Below are 15,551 nucleotides of genomic sequence, written 5' to 3' on the forward strand. Positions count from 1 at the left end.
TCAGCGTGCGGCGAACTGCACCGGCTGCGGCTTGGTCACGCGGTAACCGTGTGTCCAACGGCCATAGGCGTTAAAGCTCAGGATTGGCCGGTAATCGCTGACCTGCGACGAAGGGAGCACCTTGTCAGTCATATTGTCCAGGATCATGAGTTCATTGCCGATCCGCACTGCCAGCACCGCATGATCAGCCTGGCGCGCTAAATCGCGGGCAATGACGAGGAACATGGCGCGGCGATCGAAGCCAACCGCTTCGAGCAGCTTCATCTTGGCGATGGCATAATCTTCGCAATCGCCCGCGCCGCGGAGCAGTGACTGGTTGGCCGGTGCCCAGCTGTCACCACCCTGTCGATCATCAATGAAGCGCAGCCGCTGGTTGACCCAGCGGTTGATCATCTCGATCTGCTGTTGCCCGCCCGCGGCCTGCGCGGTGTGGAGGATGTTGCCCCACAGGCCCTTGCGGGTCAGAGGCTGCGATATCGAAGCCCATTTGCCGTCGAGCACCGTATGTCCGATCGGCAGCGCGACCGATCCGAATATATCGGGCTGACCCATGCGCGGCGCAGGCTGGTCGGAGAGCGGAGTCGGCCGTATTGATGTCAGGAAAGCAGTGGGACGCGGCCCCGGTGTCGGCACGAGGCCGCGCATGAAGGCTGGCGTCAGATCGCGCTGGCGGTAGTCGAGACCGGCGACGGCTATTGAGAGTTGTACGCCCTCCAATCGCCAGCCGGGCAGCTTGCCGAGGAAGTCGCTAATTCGCCGGTCATTCATGACCGCCGCCGGGGTGGGCGACACGCGGATGAATGTGGCGGGCACCGCACCACCCTGCTGCGCGCTGATCGCCGCAAGGCGGCTCATGCCTCCAGCCAAAAGATTTGCCGAGTTGCGGTCGGAGGGGGAGTAGTTAGCCTGGCTCTGGCCTGCATAAGGCGTAGCCGGCAGGGTCAGAGGAGCCTGGGCGCTGGCATGACCGCTCGCGCCCGCCAGCAGCAGCGCCGGGGCAACCAGCAGGGCGGAGGTGCGAAGGAATGGGACGAAGCCTGACATGCTTCGCACCATCCCGCAGAAAATTGAACATAGGGTGCGCCGCCCTGGTTAACGAGGCGATAGGCATTAATGTAGGAAATCAGGCGTCTATCGCCTCTTCATCGACCGTCGCAGCATTTTCCTGGATGAAGGCGAAGCGGTGTGCGGGATTGGTGCCCATCAGCCGTTCGACAAGTTCGCGCACCTGTTGCCGATCCTCGACATCGTCGGGAAGGGTAATGCGGATCAGGCCGCGCGTCTTGGGATCCATAGTGGTTTCGCGCAGCTGCATTGGATTCATCTCACCCAAGCCCTTGAAGCGGCTGATTTCGACCTTCTTCCCCTTGAACTCCTTGGCGAGCAGTTGCTCGCGATGGGCGTCGTCCTTGGCATAGAGGCTCTTGCCTCCGGCGACGAGGCGGTAGAGCGGCGGCTGCGCGAGGTAGAGATGGCCGCGCCGCACCAATTCCGTCATTTCCTGAAAGAAGAAGGTCATGAGCAGCGTTGCGATATGCGCCCCATCCACGTCGGCGTCGGTCATGATGACAATGCGTTCGTAGCGGAGATTGTCAGGATTGCAGTCCTTGCGCGTGCCGCAGCCGAGCGCGAGGATCATGTCCGCAATTTCCTGATTGGCGAGGATCTTTGCGTTATTTGCCGACGCGACGTTCAATATCTTGCCGCGCAGGGGCAGGATCGCTTGCGTCTTGCGGTCGCGCGCCTGCTTGGCCGAGCCCCCGGCCGAATCGCCTTCGACCAGGAAGATTTCAGTGCCTTCAGGATCGTCGGTCGAACAGTCGGTCAGCTTTCCAGGCAAACGGAGCTTGCGCGCGCTGGTCGCGGTCTTGCGCTTGACCTCTTTTTCCGCCTTCCGCTTGAGGCGTTCATCCATGCGGTCGATCACATAGGCGAGCAGCGCCTTGCCGCGTTCCATATGATCGGACAGGAAATGATCGAAATGGTCGCGCACCGCATTTTCGACCAGCCTTGCAGCCTCGGGACTGGTGAGTCGGTCTTTGGTCTGGCTCTGGAACTGCGGGTCGCGGATGAAGACCGACAGCATGATCTCTGACGAGGTCACGATGTCGTCGGCGGTAATGTCCTTCGCCTTCTTGTTGCCGACCAGTTCGGCGAACGCCCGAATGCCCTTCACGAGTGCGGCGCGCAGGCCAGTTTCATGGGTGCCGCCGTCCGGCGTCGGGATGGTGTTGCAATACCAGCTGTAACTGCCGTCGGACCAGAGCGGCCAAGCGATCGCCCATTCGACGCGGCCGGCGGTGTCGGGAAAATCCTGGCTGCCGGAGAAGAAGGCGCTGGTCGCACATTCGCGCGTGCCGACCTGTTCCTTAAGATGATCGGCAAGACCGCCGGGGAATTGGAAGACGGCGTCGGCTGGCGTGTCGTCGCTGATAAGTTCGGGCGCGCATTTCCAACGGATTTCGACGCCTGCGAACAGATAGGCTTTGGAGCGTGCGAGGCGGTAAAGCCGGGCGGGTTTGAACTTCTGCTCGCCGAAAATCTCATGATCCGGGATGAAGCTGACCGATGTGCCACGCCGGTTGGGAGCGGCTCCGACCTTTTCCAGCCCGCTGGTGGGTAGCCCTTGGGCGAAGCTCTGGCGGAACAATTCCTTGTTGATGGCGACTTCGACGACGGTGACGACCGACAGGGCGTTGACGACACTGATGCCGACGCCATGGAGACCCCCCGAGGTTGCATAAGCCTTGTCGGTGAACTTGCCGCCGGAATGGAGCGTGGTGAGAATGACCTCCAGCGCCGACTTGCCGGGGAATTTGGGATGGAGACCAACGGGGATCCCGCGACCGTTGTCCGTGATGGTCAGTTTGTTGCCGGGTTCCAGCGTGACCTCAATCCGGGTTGCATGGCCCGCGACCGCTTCGTCCATGCTGTTGTCGAGCACTTCGCTGGCAAGGTGATGCAGCGCTCGCTCGTCCGTGCCGCCGATATACATGCCGGGACGGCGGCGCACCGGCTCCAGTCCTTCGAGAACTTCGATGGAGGATGCATCATAACCGGAAGAGGAGAGCGGCTGGCTCGCGAACAGATCGGACATGCGCACAAGCTATAAGGGGGTACGCCGTCTGTGCAAGCGGGAGGGGCCGGTTCAACGGTGAACCGGCCCCAATTTAATCTGGTTAAACCTTCGCTCGAAGCGAACAGATAGGGAAGTTTACCGCACCCTCGGGCCGCCGAATGGCAGCGGCGGGGGCGGACGGCGGGTGCCGCGGGGCAGTTGGGCCTGATAGGCCCGGCCACAATGTTCGACGCAATAGGGGAAGCCGGGGTTCACCGCTTCGCCGCAGAAGTGGAAATCGGGTTCGCCCGGGTGGCCCATCGGCCATTTACAAATGCGTTCTGTCAGGTCGAGCAGCGTCGTCTTCCCCGCGATTTCGGGGCTCGGCTTAGCAGGCACCAAGCGGCGCGGCGGAGCAGGCGGGATGGGAGCCTGCTGGTCGCCCGGGCCCTGACGCAGGAAGCCGCCGGGGCCGACTGAAATGATGCGCGGCTGCGGCGCGGCAGGCGGAGCGTCCGCGGCGGGCGCAGCGAATGAAGGCGCAGGGGCAGCAGCCGGGGGCGCAGCGCGAACTGGCGCGGGCGCACTATGCTGCACAGGCGCGGGCTTGGGCGCTTCGGCCTCAGGCGACGGCGTGGCTTTGCGCACTGGAGCGGCCTTCTTCGGCGCCTCGTTGGCTTTCACGGGCGAAGGACGCGACTGAAGGCCAAGGCGGTGCGCCTTGCCGATCACGGCGTTGCGGCTGACTCCACCCAGTTCGTCCGCGATCTGGCTGGCGGTCAGGCCCTTTTCCCACATTGCCTTGAGCTGGTCGATACGCTCGTCGGTCCAGGACAATGAATGACTCCTCGAATTCTTAAATTTCGCGCCCTATATGGGGCGCGCCTGCACAGGTTCAAACCCGTGCACAACGCCCTTGCGGCACATCCGACCAGCCGATAGTCGATCCAAGCATGAACGACCAGTCCCAATTTGCAGCTTCTTCCCGGACCAGCCCCGCTTTTCACGAGCCGGGCGAGCTTGTCATCCGCAATGTGAACTGGGCGGGGACGCGCGCCCTGTACCGGAAGGAAGTGCGGCGCTTCATGAAGGTGCAGCTCCAAACCATATGGGCGCCTGCCGTCACGACGCTGATGTTCCTGGTCATCTTTTCCGTCGCGCTCGGCGGGGCCGACCGGCGAGTGCTGGGCGTGCCCTTTGCCGATTTCATCGCGCCCGGCCTGATGATCATGGGCATGATGAACAATGCTTTTGCCAACAGCAGTTTTTCGCTGCTCGCGGGCAAGATGCAGGGGACGTTGATCGATTATCTCATGCCGCCCTTGTCCAACAGCGAATTGCTGCTGGCGCTGGTGGGGGCTGCGGTGACGCGCGCTTTCTGCGTGGGGCTGGCGCTTTGGGGAGCGATGGCGCTGTGGCCGGGCGTGCATGTGACGCCTGCACATCCCTGGGCGATTGCCTGGTTCGGCCTGATGGGCGCGGCGCTGACAGCCTTCATCGGCGTGATGACATCGATCTGGGCGGAGAAGTTCGACCATGCCGCTGCGATCACCAATTTCGTGATCGGGCCAATGACCCTGCTGTCCGGAACCTTCTATTCAATTGATAGGCTTGCGCCGGTATTCCAGGCGATCAGCCATGCCAACCCGTTTTTCTATGCGATTTCCGGTTTCCGCTATGGCTTTGTCGCGGCGGCGGATGGGGATGTGGTGGTGGGAAGTGTGGTGCTGCTGGGGCTCAACATGGCGCTGGGCGTGCTATGTTATGTGCTGCTGAAGCGCGGGTGGAAGTTGAAGGCTTGATCCACACAGTTTTTTGGTGACCGCACTTGGTTGGCTGATCAAGTCAATCCTGCCATCACAGGCACCACTTGCGTGATCAGGAACAGCAGTCCTGCCGCGATCACCCAATGTTGGAGGCGGGGAAAGGCGGGCCCGTCCCGCCTTTCCTCCGGCAATGTAGCCATCAGGCGATGCCCTTGCCGCCTACACGTGTGAGGGCGAAGCCTGCCGTTTCCGCTTCGCTCCGCGGGTAGATATTGCGTAGGTCGATCAGCAGCGGCTTGTTCATCGAGGCTGCCAGGCGCTTCAAATCGAGTGCCCGGAAAATATCCCATTCAGTGACCAGCACTAGCGCGTCCGCTTCCCTAGCGGCTTCATAAGCGTCCTTCACCATCGTCACGCTGGGCATCATCGGCTTGGCGACTTCCATGCCTTCGGGATCATAAGCGACGATCCGGGCGCCTGCATCTTCCAGCGCTTGCACGATGGCGAGGCTGGGTGCATCGCGCATGTCATCGGTGTTGGGCTTGAAGGTGAGGCCCAGCAGCGCGACGGTTTTGCCCCGCGCTTCGCCGCCAAGAGCTTTCACGATCTTGCGGCCCATGGCGCGCTTGCGCAGGTCGTTCACCTGCACGACCGTTTCGACTATGCGGATTGGCGTGTCATAATCCTGGCCCGTCTTGACCAGTGCAAGCGTATCCTTAGGAAAGCAGGATCCGCCATAGCCGGGGCCGGCATGCAGGAATTTGCTGCCGATGCGGTTGTCGAGGCCGATGCCGCGCGAAACGTCCTGCACCTCAGCGCCGACCGCTTCGCACAGGTCGGCCATCTCATTGATGAAGGTGATTTTGGTGGCAAGGAAAGCGTTGGCGGCATATTTGATCAGCTCTGCCGTCCGCCGGCCGGTGAACATGACCGGCGCCTGATTGAGGTTCAGCGGACGGTAGATCTGCGCCATGACAGCGGTTGCCCGCTCATCGCCGGTGGTGCCGACGACAACGCGGTCGGGCCGTTTGAAATCGCTGATTGCCGCGCCCTCGCGCAAAAATTCAGGATTGGAGACGACCTGGATGTCGAGGTCGGGGCGGGCTTCGCGCACGATTCGTTCGACTTCATCACCAGTGCCGACTGGAACGGTGGATTTGGTGACGATGACAGTTGGACCATCAACGGTTTCTGCGATCTCGCGTGCGGCGGCATAGACATAGCTGAGGTCTGCGTGACCGTCGCCCCGACGCGAGGGCGTGCCCACCGCAATGAAGATGGCGTCTGCGCCCTTCACCCCGGCGGCGAGATCCGTGGTGAAGGTCAGGCGGCCGGCCGCGGCGTTGTTGGCGACAAGCTGATCCAGGCCAGGCTCAAAGATCGGCATGCGACCGGATTCGATCGCATCAATCTTGCGGGCGTCCTTATCCACGCAGCAGACGTCATGGCCGAAATCGGCGAAACAGGCGCCCGAAACCAGGCCTACATATCCCGTGCCGATCATCGTGATCTTCATAAAACTACCCGCAGCCTCGCTGGAAAAATGAAAGGTTGACGCGGCCCTAGCATAGGTCATTGCGCGTGCGAAAGCGCGCGTCGGAATTACCCCTATGTTCAGGGGATGGTTACGATTTGCTGGCAGGGGGTAGCCTTAAAGGCTCGCATCAGGGGGCAAAGATGAAAGTTGCGGTGGTATTCGGGACTCGTCCCGAAGCGATCAAGTTGTTTCCGGTCATTCATGCGTTACGTGCGCGCGATAATGTGGACGTACGCGTCATCGTGACGGCGCAGCATCGTGGACTGTTGGACCAGGTGCTGGAAATTGCGGGTATCAAGCCGGACATCGACTTGAACGCGATGATGCCCAATCAGACGCTCGATGGGCTAACCGCCAAACTCATTGTGGAGCTGGGCAAGGCGTTCGATCTGGAAAAGCCCGATCGGGTGCTAGTGCATGGCGACACGCTGACCACCATGGTTGCCAGCCTCGCCGCCTATTATCGCCAAATTCCCGTTGGCCACGTCGAAGCCGGGCTACGGAGCGGAGATATCTATCATCCCTGGCCTGAAGAGGTGAACCGCCGCGTCGTCGCGTGCATTGCGGACATGAATTTCGCGCCGACAGATGCAGCCGCGGCGGCGCTCTTAAGTGAAAACCGCGATGCCCGGGGTATCCATGTTACCGGCAATACGGTGATCGACGCGCTGTTGGCTACGCGCGAGCGGATTGGCGCGATGCCCTCACTTGCGCAGGGACTGGACGATCTAGCTGCGCGATTTGCCGGGAAGCGGATCGTTGCAGTGACCAGCCACAGGCGTGAGAATTTCGGCGGAGGCATGGAAGCGATCGCCCGTTCCATTGCGGACATAGCGGCGCGACCTGATGTGGCGGTGATCTTCCCCGTCCATCCCAACCCCAATGTGCGGCCTGTGATGGAGGCGGTGTTGGGCGGACTGCCCAATGTGGCGATGATCGAACCGCTGGATTATCCGCATTTCGTCCGGCTGCTGGATATGTGCCATCTGGTCCTCACCGACAGCGGCGGGGTTCAGGAGGAAGCGCCCTCGCTGGGTAAGCCGGTGCTGGTGATGCGCGAGACGACCGAGCGGCCGGAAGGCGTCGCCGCCGGGACGGCGAAGCTCGTCGGTACGGATCGGGTGCAGATCGTGAGAGAGGTGCTGGCGCTGCTGGACGACGAGGCTGCATATGCGGCGATGGCGCGGGCGCATAATCCGTTCGGCGATGGCCACGCGGCGCAGCGGATCGCGGCAGTCATCGCTGCTGATGGAGCACGGGCCGAGGGGCTGGATCAAGCCGCCTGAACCGAAGCCCTCGCTTGTAAGCGGGATTGCTCCGCACCTGCATTTTGCACTGCCGCCTTCGCGTCCATCCGAAGAATGGAAAGCCGTTACCAAAATCTTCAGCATTTCCTTGCAGAAACTGGCGGCAAATCATCGGCTTCCAGGATCATTGCATGCCCATCGACAAGCAGCAGACGGTTTCGGTCATCGGGCTCGGCTATATCGGCTTGCCGACCGCCGCTCTGATCGCGCGGGGCGGGGCGCAGGTCGTCGGCGTGGACGTCAGTGCTCATGTGGTCGAGACCGTCAATTCCGGCCGTGTCCATATTGAGGAAGTCGATCTCGACGGTTTGGTGCAGGGCGTCGTTGCGCGAGGCAATCTGCGCGCCAGCCTGACCGTCGAGCCTAGCGATGTCTTTATCATAGCGGTGCCCACTCCTGTTTCAGAGGACCGCGCGCCCGACATTTCCCATGTGCTGAAAGCCGCACGCACCGTCGCTGACGTGTTGAAGGCTGGCGATACGGTGATCCTTGAATCCACCTCGCCGGTGGGCACGACCGAAGCGATGCGCGACCTGTTTTCTCAGCTGCGCCCGGACCTCAAGATGCCGGGGCAGGGCGGAGCGGGCGACGTCGCTATCGCCTATTGTCCCGAACGCGTTCTGCCCGGCCGCATCCTGGTCGAACTGATAGACAATGATCGCTGCATCGGCGGCATTACCCCACGCTGCGCGCGCCGGGCGCTAGCCTTTTACCGCCAGTTCGTCCGGGGTGCGTGCATCACCACCAATGCGCGTGCGGCAGAGATGGTGAAGCTGGTCGAAAACAGCTTCCGCGACGTCAACATCGCGTTTGCCAACGAGCTTTCCGTCATCGCCGAAGGCATGAATATCGATGTGTGGGAAGTTATCCGGCTCGCTAACCGTCATCCGCGGGTCAACATCCTGTCTCCGGGCCCCGGCGTCGGGGGCCATTGCATTGCCGTCGATCCGTGGTTCATTGTCCATGGCGATCCCGAAAACAGCCGCCTGATCCGTACAGCGCGTGAGGTGAATGACGCCAAGACCGACCATGTGGTTGCAAAGGCTTCCGACCTGATCGATGACTTTCCAGGCGAAGAAATCGCCTGCCTCGGCCTAGCGTTCAAGGCGAATATCGACGACTTCCGCGAAAGCCCAGCAGTGAAGGTCGCCGCCCGGCTTGCTCGTCGCTATGGCCGGCGCGTCAAGTTGGTCGAACCCTATGCTCATGATCTGCCGATGGAATTTGCAGGCACTGGCGCGGAGTTGATCGATCTCGATACGGCTCTGGAACAATGCGGCGTTTTCGTCATTCTAGTGGATCATGACATGTTCGCATCAGTCCCGGTGGACGAGCGCGTCGGCAAGGCCGTCTATGACACGCGCGGGGTTTGGCCCGACCAGCCTCGCCGGGTTGCGCACGATCAGCCGGGGCGTATCGCGGTTTGACAGAGTAGGGCCCCGTCCAAACTGGTTTGCCCGTAGTTGCCATGACCTTTCTGCCTCGTTAACCCCGCGCAAGGTGTCCGCCGCTTGGCGGACAGCCTGAAAAGCGTGGGGAATTTAGAGCGGACATGGACAGGCCGAGCGACAGGATGAACCGGGCTCTGGCCGTCGCGACGGTCTGCGCCCTGCTCAGCGCTTGTTCAACGGCGGCCACTGTCCCAAGGGGAGATGCGGCCTATGTGGTGATCCCGCCAGCCCAGGCCTTGGGGGCCGATTACCGCATTTCTTCCGATGATGTGCTGCGGATACAGGTTTTTCATGAGCCCGGCTTGTCGCTTGAGGATGCGCAGGTCACCGCTGCGGGAGTGGTGCGCATGCCCCTGATCGGCGATGTGCCGGTCGCTGGGCTGTCTGCGGGCGAAGCGTCCGATGTTATAGCGGGCAGGCTTGGTGAGCGTTATCTGGTCTCGCCTCAGGTCACGATCTTCGTGAAGAAAGCGGTAGGCCGGCGCATCACCGTCGATGGCGAGGTGCGCGAACCGGGACTGTTCCCGGTCGATGGCCGCATGAGCCTGCTGCAGGCAGTCGCGCTGGCGAAGGGACCGACCCGCCTCGCTCGTATCAAGCAGATCATTGTTGTCCGGCAAACGGATGGTGATCGGAAGGCGGCGCTGTTCGATCTTTCGGCCATTCGGAAGGGTGAGGCGCCTGACCCGGAAATCCTGCCCGGCGACACCGTTATCGTCGGATTATCGCGTGCGAAGGCTATACTTGGCGGCACCTTGTTGGCGCTGCCCGCAATCGGCGCAGGCTTTGTTGCGCTCGATGGGGGGCGCTGATGGCAAGGCGCAGCATCCGCATCGATAGCGATTCTCCATCGGGCCGGATAGAGAGCCGAGCGGCGCGGATAGCCCCGATGGCGCGCGCGGGTTGGACGGCGGTGTGGCGGAACCGCATCATCCTGTTCGTCACCATGGCGCTGTGCGTACTGGCGGGAATCGTCTTCATCCTGCTTTCCACGCCCGATTATCGTGCGACAGCATCGGTCGAGGTGGAGGATGTTCCCGCGGGCGCTGCTGGGGCTGGCGCGACTCAGAGGCAGTTGACGGCCGCGGACAATGAATCGCTGATGCAGACCGAGTTGGAAGTGCTCCGCAGTCGTGCCCTGGCAGAAGATGTGGCCCGCGAGCTGGCGTTAGTAGGCAGCCGCACCTTTTTCGATGGAATGGATGAACGCCGCCCCGACCGGGGATCGACCATGCTCAATCAACGGCAAGTGGAGACAGAAGCAGTCATCCGGCTGCTTCGGGACAATCTCGACGTTGAGCTTCCAGGCAAAAGCCGAGTCATCCGCATCAGCTTCACCAGTGCCGACCCGGTCCTGTCCGCCCGTGTTGCCAACAGCTATGCCGACAGCCTGATCAGGGCGGACTTGAAGCGAGGGTTTGAATCGGGCGTTCAGGCACGACGCTTCCTGCTGGGCGAGTTGGATGGCGCTCGCCGCGATTTGGAGCATGCGGAGCGAGATCTTGCAGCTTATGCCACGCAGACCGGCGCCTCGGCGGGCGCTGCCTTGGCTGCAAGAGGCGATGGTACGGCTGGTGCGGAAGGGACCACCACCACGCGCCTGGCGCAGTTGAACGCCTTCCGCGCGCAGGCGATCGCCGACCGGATTGCCGTTCAGAAACGCTGGGAAAGCGCGCGCCTTTCCAGTGTGGAGACACTGCCTGAAGTGTTGAACAATGGCGGCATGCAACAGCTGATGGCGCAGCGGGCCCAGGCCCGCGCTGAGGTCGTCGAGGAACGGCAATTCCGCAAGGATGCGCACCCCGAAATGCGCGAGGCGCGGGCCCGGCTCGCCGCGCTGGATGACCAGGCCGAAGCTATGGCGAACACGATCCGCGCATCGCTCCGGGAGCAATATGAAGTCGCTGTTCATGGCGAAAAGCAGATCGAGGCGGAGATTGCCGGGGTCGAGAGGCAGGCGCAGGCCGAGCGTGGACGAGGGGTGCAGATGAGCATCCTGGAGCGCTCGGTCGATACTTATCGCTTGTTGCACGATAGTCTGCTGCAGCGCTATCGGGACATGGCTTCCCAAGCAGGTTTCCAAGCCGGACGGATACAGCCGCTGGATCGCGCGGCCGTTCCTACGCGGCCGTCTTCACCCCGCATTGGCGTCACGATGCTGCTGGCATCGCTGGGTGGGTTGGTGCTGGGCCTGCTGATGGTGGCGGGGCGGCATGTGTTCGATGATGCGGTCACGTCGGCGGACACGCTGGCGGAGCGCGCCAATCTGCCTTTGCTCGGCACTGTGCCGGTGACGGACAAGCCTGCAGCGGAAACCTTTGTGCCGATCGCTTCTTCGCTGCTGCTTGCTTCTTCGGAGGGTCTGCCCGCATCGATCCTCGTGACAAGCGCTCAGGAAGGCGAAGGGAAGTCCTCGACAGTACACGCGCTGGCGCTTGCCCTGGCGAAGCTCGACCGGCGCGTGCTGGTGATTGATGCCGACATGCGCCGCCCGCGGCAGCATGGGCTGTTCCATGTCACACCCGAACGCGGGATCAGTGAAGTGATGACGGGACAAGCCAAGGCGGAAGATGTCATCGTCGATAGCGGCGCGCCTGGCGTTTCCCTGCTCCCCAGCGGCGCGATTCCGCCCAACCCGGCGGAACTGCTTTCGACACCCGCTTTGGATGTCTTGCTCGCCAGCGTGCAGGGGCATTACGATACTGTCCTCATCGATGCGCCGCCCATTCTTGGCGTGCCTGATACGTCACTGCTCGCAGCCAAGGTGCAGGCGGCTGTCTTGGTAGTCGAATGGGGCCGCAACCACCACGGCGGGCTCCGTGTGGCCGTCGATCGCCTGCGCCGCGCAGGTGGCGCAATCATCGGCGCGGTATTGACGAAGCAGCAGGGGCGGGCGTTCGAATATGATTATCGCCGCGGTGGGTAACGAAGTTTGATGACCGGCTGACCCGCGGTGACGGTCGGGGTATTGAGGCTTCGTCCCGGCGCGGCGCTGGCATTTCTACGCCGCTGCATGACATGGTGATCGATCAGTCCGGGCATATTAGAGGCCATATCGCCTTAGACCTTCGATGCGGTGGGACAGACGGTGATATGGCGATCAGATAGGTCATCAACCTGCAAGATCGAAAGCGCGATCTCCTCCTACTTGTGCCGCATTAGGAGGACGACCGCGACCAATCACCCGAGAGGCGCATAAGTGTCACTTCATCCGGGCCTTCACTGCGCCAGGCCGCCAGAGCAATGGCGAACAATGAGCGTTTTCGTCCGCTCGTGGGCTGGAGCTGACAGCCACAGCCCACCTGGGACCTATTGACGCAGCCTTTCGATTGCCTGCGCGAGCGCGACGTAAAGTTTACCCATGTCGGACGACAGAACTGCAACGCCAAGCGCATTGCCATCTCGCGCCGAGAGGATGATCCGCAACATCGATTCGAAATCGTGGATGTAGCGGTTCACATGTTCCTGGAAGTCGGAATCATTGTCGTAATGCAGGGCGATCTCGCGGGACTCGCCTGCGTCCAGCAGCTTGACCGCTCGCCGGGTGAAGACGCCGCGATCGCCTTTCAGATAAGAAGCCCAGGCAGAATCGGTGACATCATTCGACAGAATCTTCGTCACGTCGATCGCGGTGCTGTTGAGCGATTCGATCAGCAGAGCCGAGCGGCGCGCGAAATGGTCGCGGTCGCGGTCTTCAGCGGCGCGTTCGGCTTCCTCGATCCGCGATTGTACGGTGGCGCTGGTGTCGGCGATCGTCAGCAGCTGGCGCGTGAGTCGATCGGATGCCTGATGCGCCGCCCGGACGGCTTCTTCGGCGACTTCGGCGAGTTTCTGAATCTGGGCCGTTACCTTGTCATCAACCGCCTGCTGAAGCGCTTGCTCGCTAGCCTCAGCCAGTGATTGGGCCGCATCCGGGATAGCGCGACCAAGGGCTTGGCGGGCGCGTTCGGCTGCCTGGTCAGCGGTATCCTTGACGCGGAGCAGGGCGGTGACGAGTAAGGGCCCAGCGCCTTCGGTGATCCGCGTTGCGTCCTGGTGCGCGTTGTCCAGCGCGGTGCGTAGTTTCTCCACCAGTTCACGATTGGCTTCGACGCCGCTTTGCGTGCTTTCGAGCCATTCGGTCAGACGCCGGCCCTGACCGCGCAGTAGCTCTTCCGCCTCCTGCGTTCGGCCAACCAACGCCTCGGAAATGGCTTCAAGCCGCTCCATTTCGGGGGCGGCGCTGTCCAGCAAGGCTCGGCTGGTGGTAATGCGCGTGTCGAAGCGCTGCAGCGCGGCCGGGAAAGTTTCGTCCAGTTCGCGGACGCTTGAATCCAGCGCCACGAGCAGCGTTTCGGCACAGCTGATAAGCTTTTCCGCCGTGACTCCGCCCGCTGCCAGGGCGTCGTCGATCCGCTGGGTCTCGGAGGTGAGGCGCGACAGGGCATCGGTAAGCCGCTCATTGCGAGACAAAGCGCTTTCTTCCATCGCGGCAAAACGCGACTGCGCCGCATCGATCGCGTCCCCAAGCGTTGCATGCAGCCCGGATACGAGCGTTCGCTGCCCTTCAATCAGGTCGTTGATCTGGTGAAGACGGCTTTCAACCTCGCTCATATGGTCAGAAACCGCCGTTACTGTTTCGTCGCCGATATTTTCGATATTGCCGCGCGAGCGCGCAACAAGTGCGTCCAGCGCCTCCGCCTGACGAGCAAGCCCTTCCTCGGTCAGCGCCACGCCGTCACGCGCACGGGCGAAGGCAGAATCGGTTCGTTCGCGCAGCTGAGCGTCGATTTCGTCAGCATCACGTGAAAGCGCGGCAAGTGCGCTCTGGCTGGTCGCAGCGATACCGGCTTGAGCGGTTTCAACCAGTGCACGAAGCGATTCGGCTTGGGCGGTCAGATCCCGATCTGCCGCAGCCATGCTCTGTTGAGCATAGGCAACCGTCGCCTCAAGGCGCTGACGCACATCACCCTCTACGCGGTTCAGGTCCTGCGTCAGCAGTTCGATCGTTGCTTCGGCACTATTGGTGATGCCTGCGCGCGCACGTCCCAGCAGATTGGCGAGAGTGCCCGCCTGGCGGTCCAGTTCGGCCGCGCCGTCCTGCATGGCCTGGCGAGCGCTTTGCGCCGTGGCGTCGATCCGGCCGGCGGCGATGTCCGCCATGCCGTTTACTTCCTCGGTCGCGGAGCGCGTGGCTTCCTGCAACTGCGTGAGCTGGCTCGACAGGCTCTTGGTTGCCGAGAGCGTGCGGGCGCGCGCGTCGTCGGACAGTTCGCCCAATGAATGGAGCCGGGCTTCAAGCGTATCGATCCGCTCGGCCAGCGCGTGGCCGTTGTCGATAATCTGCGCAGCCATGCGAGCGGCGCGATCCTCGAGCTCCGGCATGGAGGCGATGAGGGCGTCCATGCGGGCGACGAGAGCCGTCCCTGCACGCTCGGCAGCTTCCGCTTTTTCGGTCGTGCTGTGCGCTCTGCTGGCGATCAGTTCGGCCGACGCTTCCATATTGCTGCTGGCGGCCGCACCGTAGCTGTCGAGCAGTTCGGCCTGGTCGTGCATCGCCTGCCGTGCGCTCTCAAGTTGCCGATTGATGCGACCAAGCCGCAGTTCGAGCAGTTCCGCTTCGGTGCGCAAAGCGCGCGCGGTGTCCAGATAGCGGCGGGATTCTGCGCGACTGTTGCGGGCGATCAGCAGGTAGCAGACGCCCAGCAGCACGATGGGGACAAGCAGGGTGGCGACAAGGCCCGGCCAAGCGGCAGGTCCGCCACGCCATTGGCCCGCGCTGATTGTCGCCCAACCGGCAAAGCCCAGCCAGGACAGCGCGGCGAAGGCGAACAGCCCTTGGGTTTGCCGCGCCGCGCGCTCGCCATGTTCGGCGGCCTCGCTTTCCGCATCAAGATCCTGGACGGCCTGCTTCAACAGCAGTGCGTCATCCTCTTGCGACTCATCTGTAGTCGCAATGCTTTTGTCTCGCCAGAATTCGACGATGGTGCTGCCCCCGGTCATGACCCCATCCTATCATCTTTTCCGCTCAACAAAATGCCCTGTTACCAAAACTTAACGCAAGCCCGATAGCGTTGACCCCATGTCCTACGATCCAGGCGCCCTGAATGCCGCTCTTGCCGCCGCTGTCGGCGAAGATATCGCACTGATCGCAGACCTGCGCATCGCTTTCATGGAAAGCGCCGAACGTCAGCTGGACCTGCTTCGCAACGCGCAGGCCGACGCAAGCTGGGAACTGGCCTCTTGGCGTCTGAAGGGACTGGCGGCAAGTTTCGGCCTGACGCATCTTATGGCGCTGGCTGATGAGGCTGCGGACTGCGTGCGCGGCGATCCGAGGATCCTGCGTCAATTGCGAATGGCGATCGATCGTCTTCAGCAGGGCTGACGCGCAGCACGCTTGCGCGATGGCGGTAGCCTTGCGAAAAGGCGAGGCTCAACAAGAACGGGTCGGTT

At 62.4% G+C, this 15,551-nt stretch carries 12 protein-coding genes; 6 read left to right on the plus strand and 6 right to left on the minus strand.

What is annotated here, in order from left to right; translation table 11 throughout:
- The 3 genes from EP837_RS11895 to EP837_RS11905 all read right to left on the minus strand — a co-directional run bounded on the left by EP837_RS11895 (position 1) and on the right by EP837_RS11905 (position 3,895).
- Positions 1–1,044, minus strand: a complete 1,044-nt coding sequence (locus EP837_RS11895; protein ID WP_066527818.1) for a transglutaminase-like cysteine peptidase — start codon at positions 1,042–1,044, stop codon at positions 1–3.
- A gap of 79 nt (positions 1,045–1,123) precedes the next feature.
- Positions 1,124–3,097, minus strand: coding sequence for a DNA topoisomerase IV subunit B (gene parE, locus EP837_RS11900; protein WP_066527820.1), 1,974 nt, complete (start codon positions 3,095–3,097; stop codon positions 1,124–1,126).
- Positions 3,098–3,214: 117 nt separating this feature from the next.
- Entirely contained in the window at positions 3,215–3,895 is a 681-nt protein-coding gene (locus tag EP837_RS11905; protein WP_066527822.1) for a GcrA family cell cycle regulator, read from the minus strand.
- A gap of 116 nt (positions 3,896–4,011) precedes the next feature.
- Between EP837_RS11905 and EP837_RS11910 the strand changes: the two genes are divergently transcribed.
- Complete coding sequence (locus EP837_RS11910; RefSeq protein WP_066527823.1) at positions 4,012–4,860, plus strand: ABC transporter permease; 849 nt, start codon at positions 4,012–4,014, stop codon at positions 4,858–4,860.
- Positions 4,861–4,898: 38 nt separating this feature from the next.
- Here EP837_RS11910 and EP837_RS21870 read toward each other — a convergent pair whose 3' ends face one another.
- Both EP837_RS21870 and EP837_RS11915 read right to left on the minus strand, forming a co-directional pair.
- Positions 4,899–5,024, minus strand: a complete 126-nt coding sequence (locus EP837_RS21870) for a hypothetical protein (protein WP_257784357.1) — start codon at positions 5,022–5,024, stop codon at positions 4,899–4,901.
- A complete protein-coding gene (locus EP837_RS11915; RefSeq protein ID WP_066527824.1) occupies positions 5,024–6,340 on the minus strand; it encodes a UDP-glucose dehydrogenase family protein in 1,317 nt (438 codons plus the stop codon). The genes EP837_RS21870 and EP837_RS11915 overlap by 1 nt, the downstream gene beginning before the upstream one ends.
- Before the next feature lie 161 nt (positions 6,341–6,501).
- Here EP837_RS11915 and wecB point away from each other — a divergent pair, with 161 nt between their 5' ends.
- From wecB to EP837_RS11935, 4 genes are all read left to right on the plus strand, one after another.
- Positions 6,502–7,647 (plus strand): non-hydrolyzing UDP-N-acetylglucosamine 2-epimerase, encoded by a 1,146-nt coding sequence (wecB, locus tag EP837_RS11920; RefSeq protein ID WP_066527826.1) that lies wholly within the window; start codon positions 6,502–6,504, stop codon positions 7,645–7,647.
- Positions 7,648–7,799: 152 nt separating this feature from the next.
- Entirely contained in the window at positions 7,800–9,095 is a 1,296-nt protein-coding gene (gene wecC / locus EP837_RS11925; RefSeq protein ID WP_066527828.1) for a UDP-N-acetyl-D-mannosamine dehydrogenase, read from the plus strand.
- Between the two features lie 125 nt (positions 9,096–9,220).
- Positions 9,221–9,931, plus strand: a complete 711-nt coding sequence (locus EP837_RS11930) for a polysaccharide biosynthesis/export family protein (RefSeq protein ID WP_066527830.1) — start codon at positions 9,221–9,223, stop codon at positions 9,929–9,931.
- Between the two features lie 77 nt (positions 9,932–10,008).
- Positions 10,009–12,045: a GumC family protein gene (locus tag EP837_RS11935; RefSeq protein ID WP_156518559.1), complete on the plus strand. Its 2,037-nt coding sequence runs from the start codon at positions 10,009–10,011 to the stop codon at positions 12,043–12,045.
- Positions 12,046–12,428: 383 nt separating this feature from the next.
- Here the strand turns inward: EP837_RS11935 and EP837_RS11940 are convergent, their stop codons facing one another.
- Positions 12,429–15,101, minus strand: a complete 2,673-nt coding sequence (locus tag EP837_RS11940; protein ID WP_066527839.1) for a hypothetical protein — start codon at positions 15,099–15,101, stop codon at positions 12,429–12,431.
- Positions 15,102–15,180: 79 nt separating this feature from the next.
- Here EP837_RS11940 and EP837_RS11945 point away from each other — a divergent pair, with 79 nt between their 5' ends.
- On the plus strand, positions 15,181–15,483 hold the full coding sequence (locus EP837_RS11945) for an Hpt domain-containing protein (protein WP_066527841.1): 303 nt from the start codon (positions 15,181–15,183) through the stop codon (positions 15,481–15,483).
- The last annotated feature ends 68 nt before the right edge of the window (positions 15,484–15,551 follow it).

This window comes from Sphingobium sp. EP60837, from assembly GCF_001658005.1.
GTDB lineage: Bacteria > Pseudomonadota > Alphaproteobacteria > Sphingomonadales > Sphingomonadaceae > Sphingobium > Sphingobium tyrosinilyticum.

Coding starts and splice junctions, on each gene's coding strand:
- EP837_RS11895 (WP_066527818.1), bottom strand. CDS start 1,044: ATGTCAGGCTTCGTCCCATTCCTTCGCACCTCCGCCCTGCTGGTTGCC.
- parE (WP_066527820.1), bottom strand. CDS start 3,097: ATGTCCGATCTGTTCGCGAGCCAGCCGCTCTCCTCTTCCGGTTATGAT.
- EP837_RS11910 (WP_066527823.1), top strand. CDS start 4,012: ATGAACGACCAGTCCCAATTTGCAGCTTCTTCCCGGACCAGCCCCGCT.
- EP837_RS21870 (WP_257784357.1), bottom strand. CDS start 5,024: ATGGCTACATTGCCGGAGGAAAGGCGGGACGGGCCCGCCTTTCCCCGC.
- EP837_RS11915 (WP_066527824.1), bottom strand. CDS start 6,340: ATGAAGATCACGATGATCGGCACGGGATATGTAGGCCTGGTTTCGGGC.
- wecB (WP_066527826.1), top strand. CDS start 6,502: ATGAAAGTTGCGGTGGTATTCGGGACTCGTCCCGAAGCGATCAAGTTG.
- wecC (WP_066527828.1), top strand. CDS start 7,800: ATGCCCATCGACAAGCAGCAGACGGTTTCGGTCATCGGGCTCGGCTAT.
- EP837_RS11930 (WP_066527830.1), top strand. CDS start 9,221: ATGGACAGGCCGAGCGACAGGATGAACCGGGCTCTGGCCGTCGCGACG.
- EP837_RS11935 (WP_156518559.1), top strand. CDS start 10,009: ATGGCGCGCGCGGGTTGGACGGCGGTGTGGCGGAACCGCATCATCCTG.
- EP837_RS11940 (WP_066527839.1), bottom strand. CDS start 15,101: ATGACCGGGGGCAGCACCATCGTCGAATTCTGGCGAGACAAAAGCATT.
- EP837_RS11945 (WP_066527841.1), top strand. CDS start 15,181: ATGTCCTACGATCCAGGCGCCCTGAATGCCGCTCTTGCCGCCGCTGTC.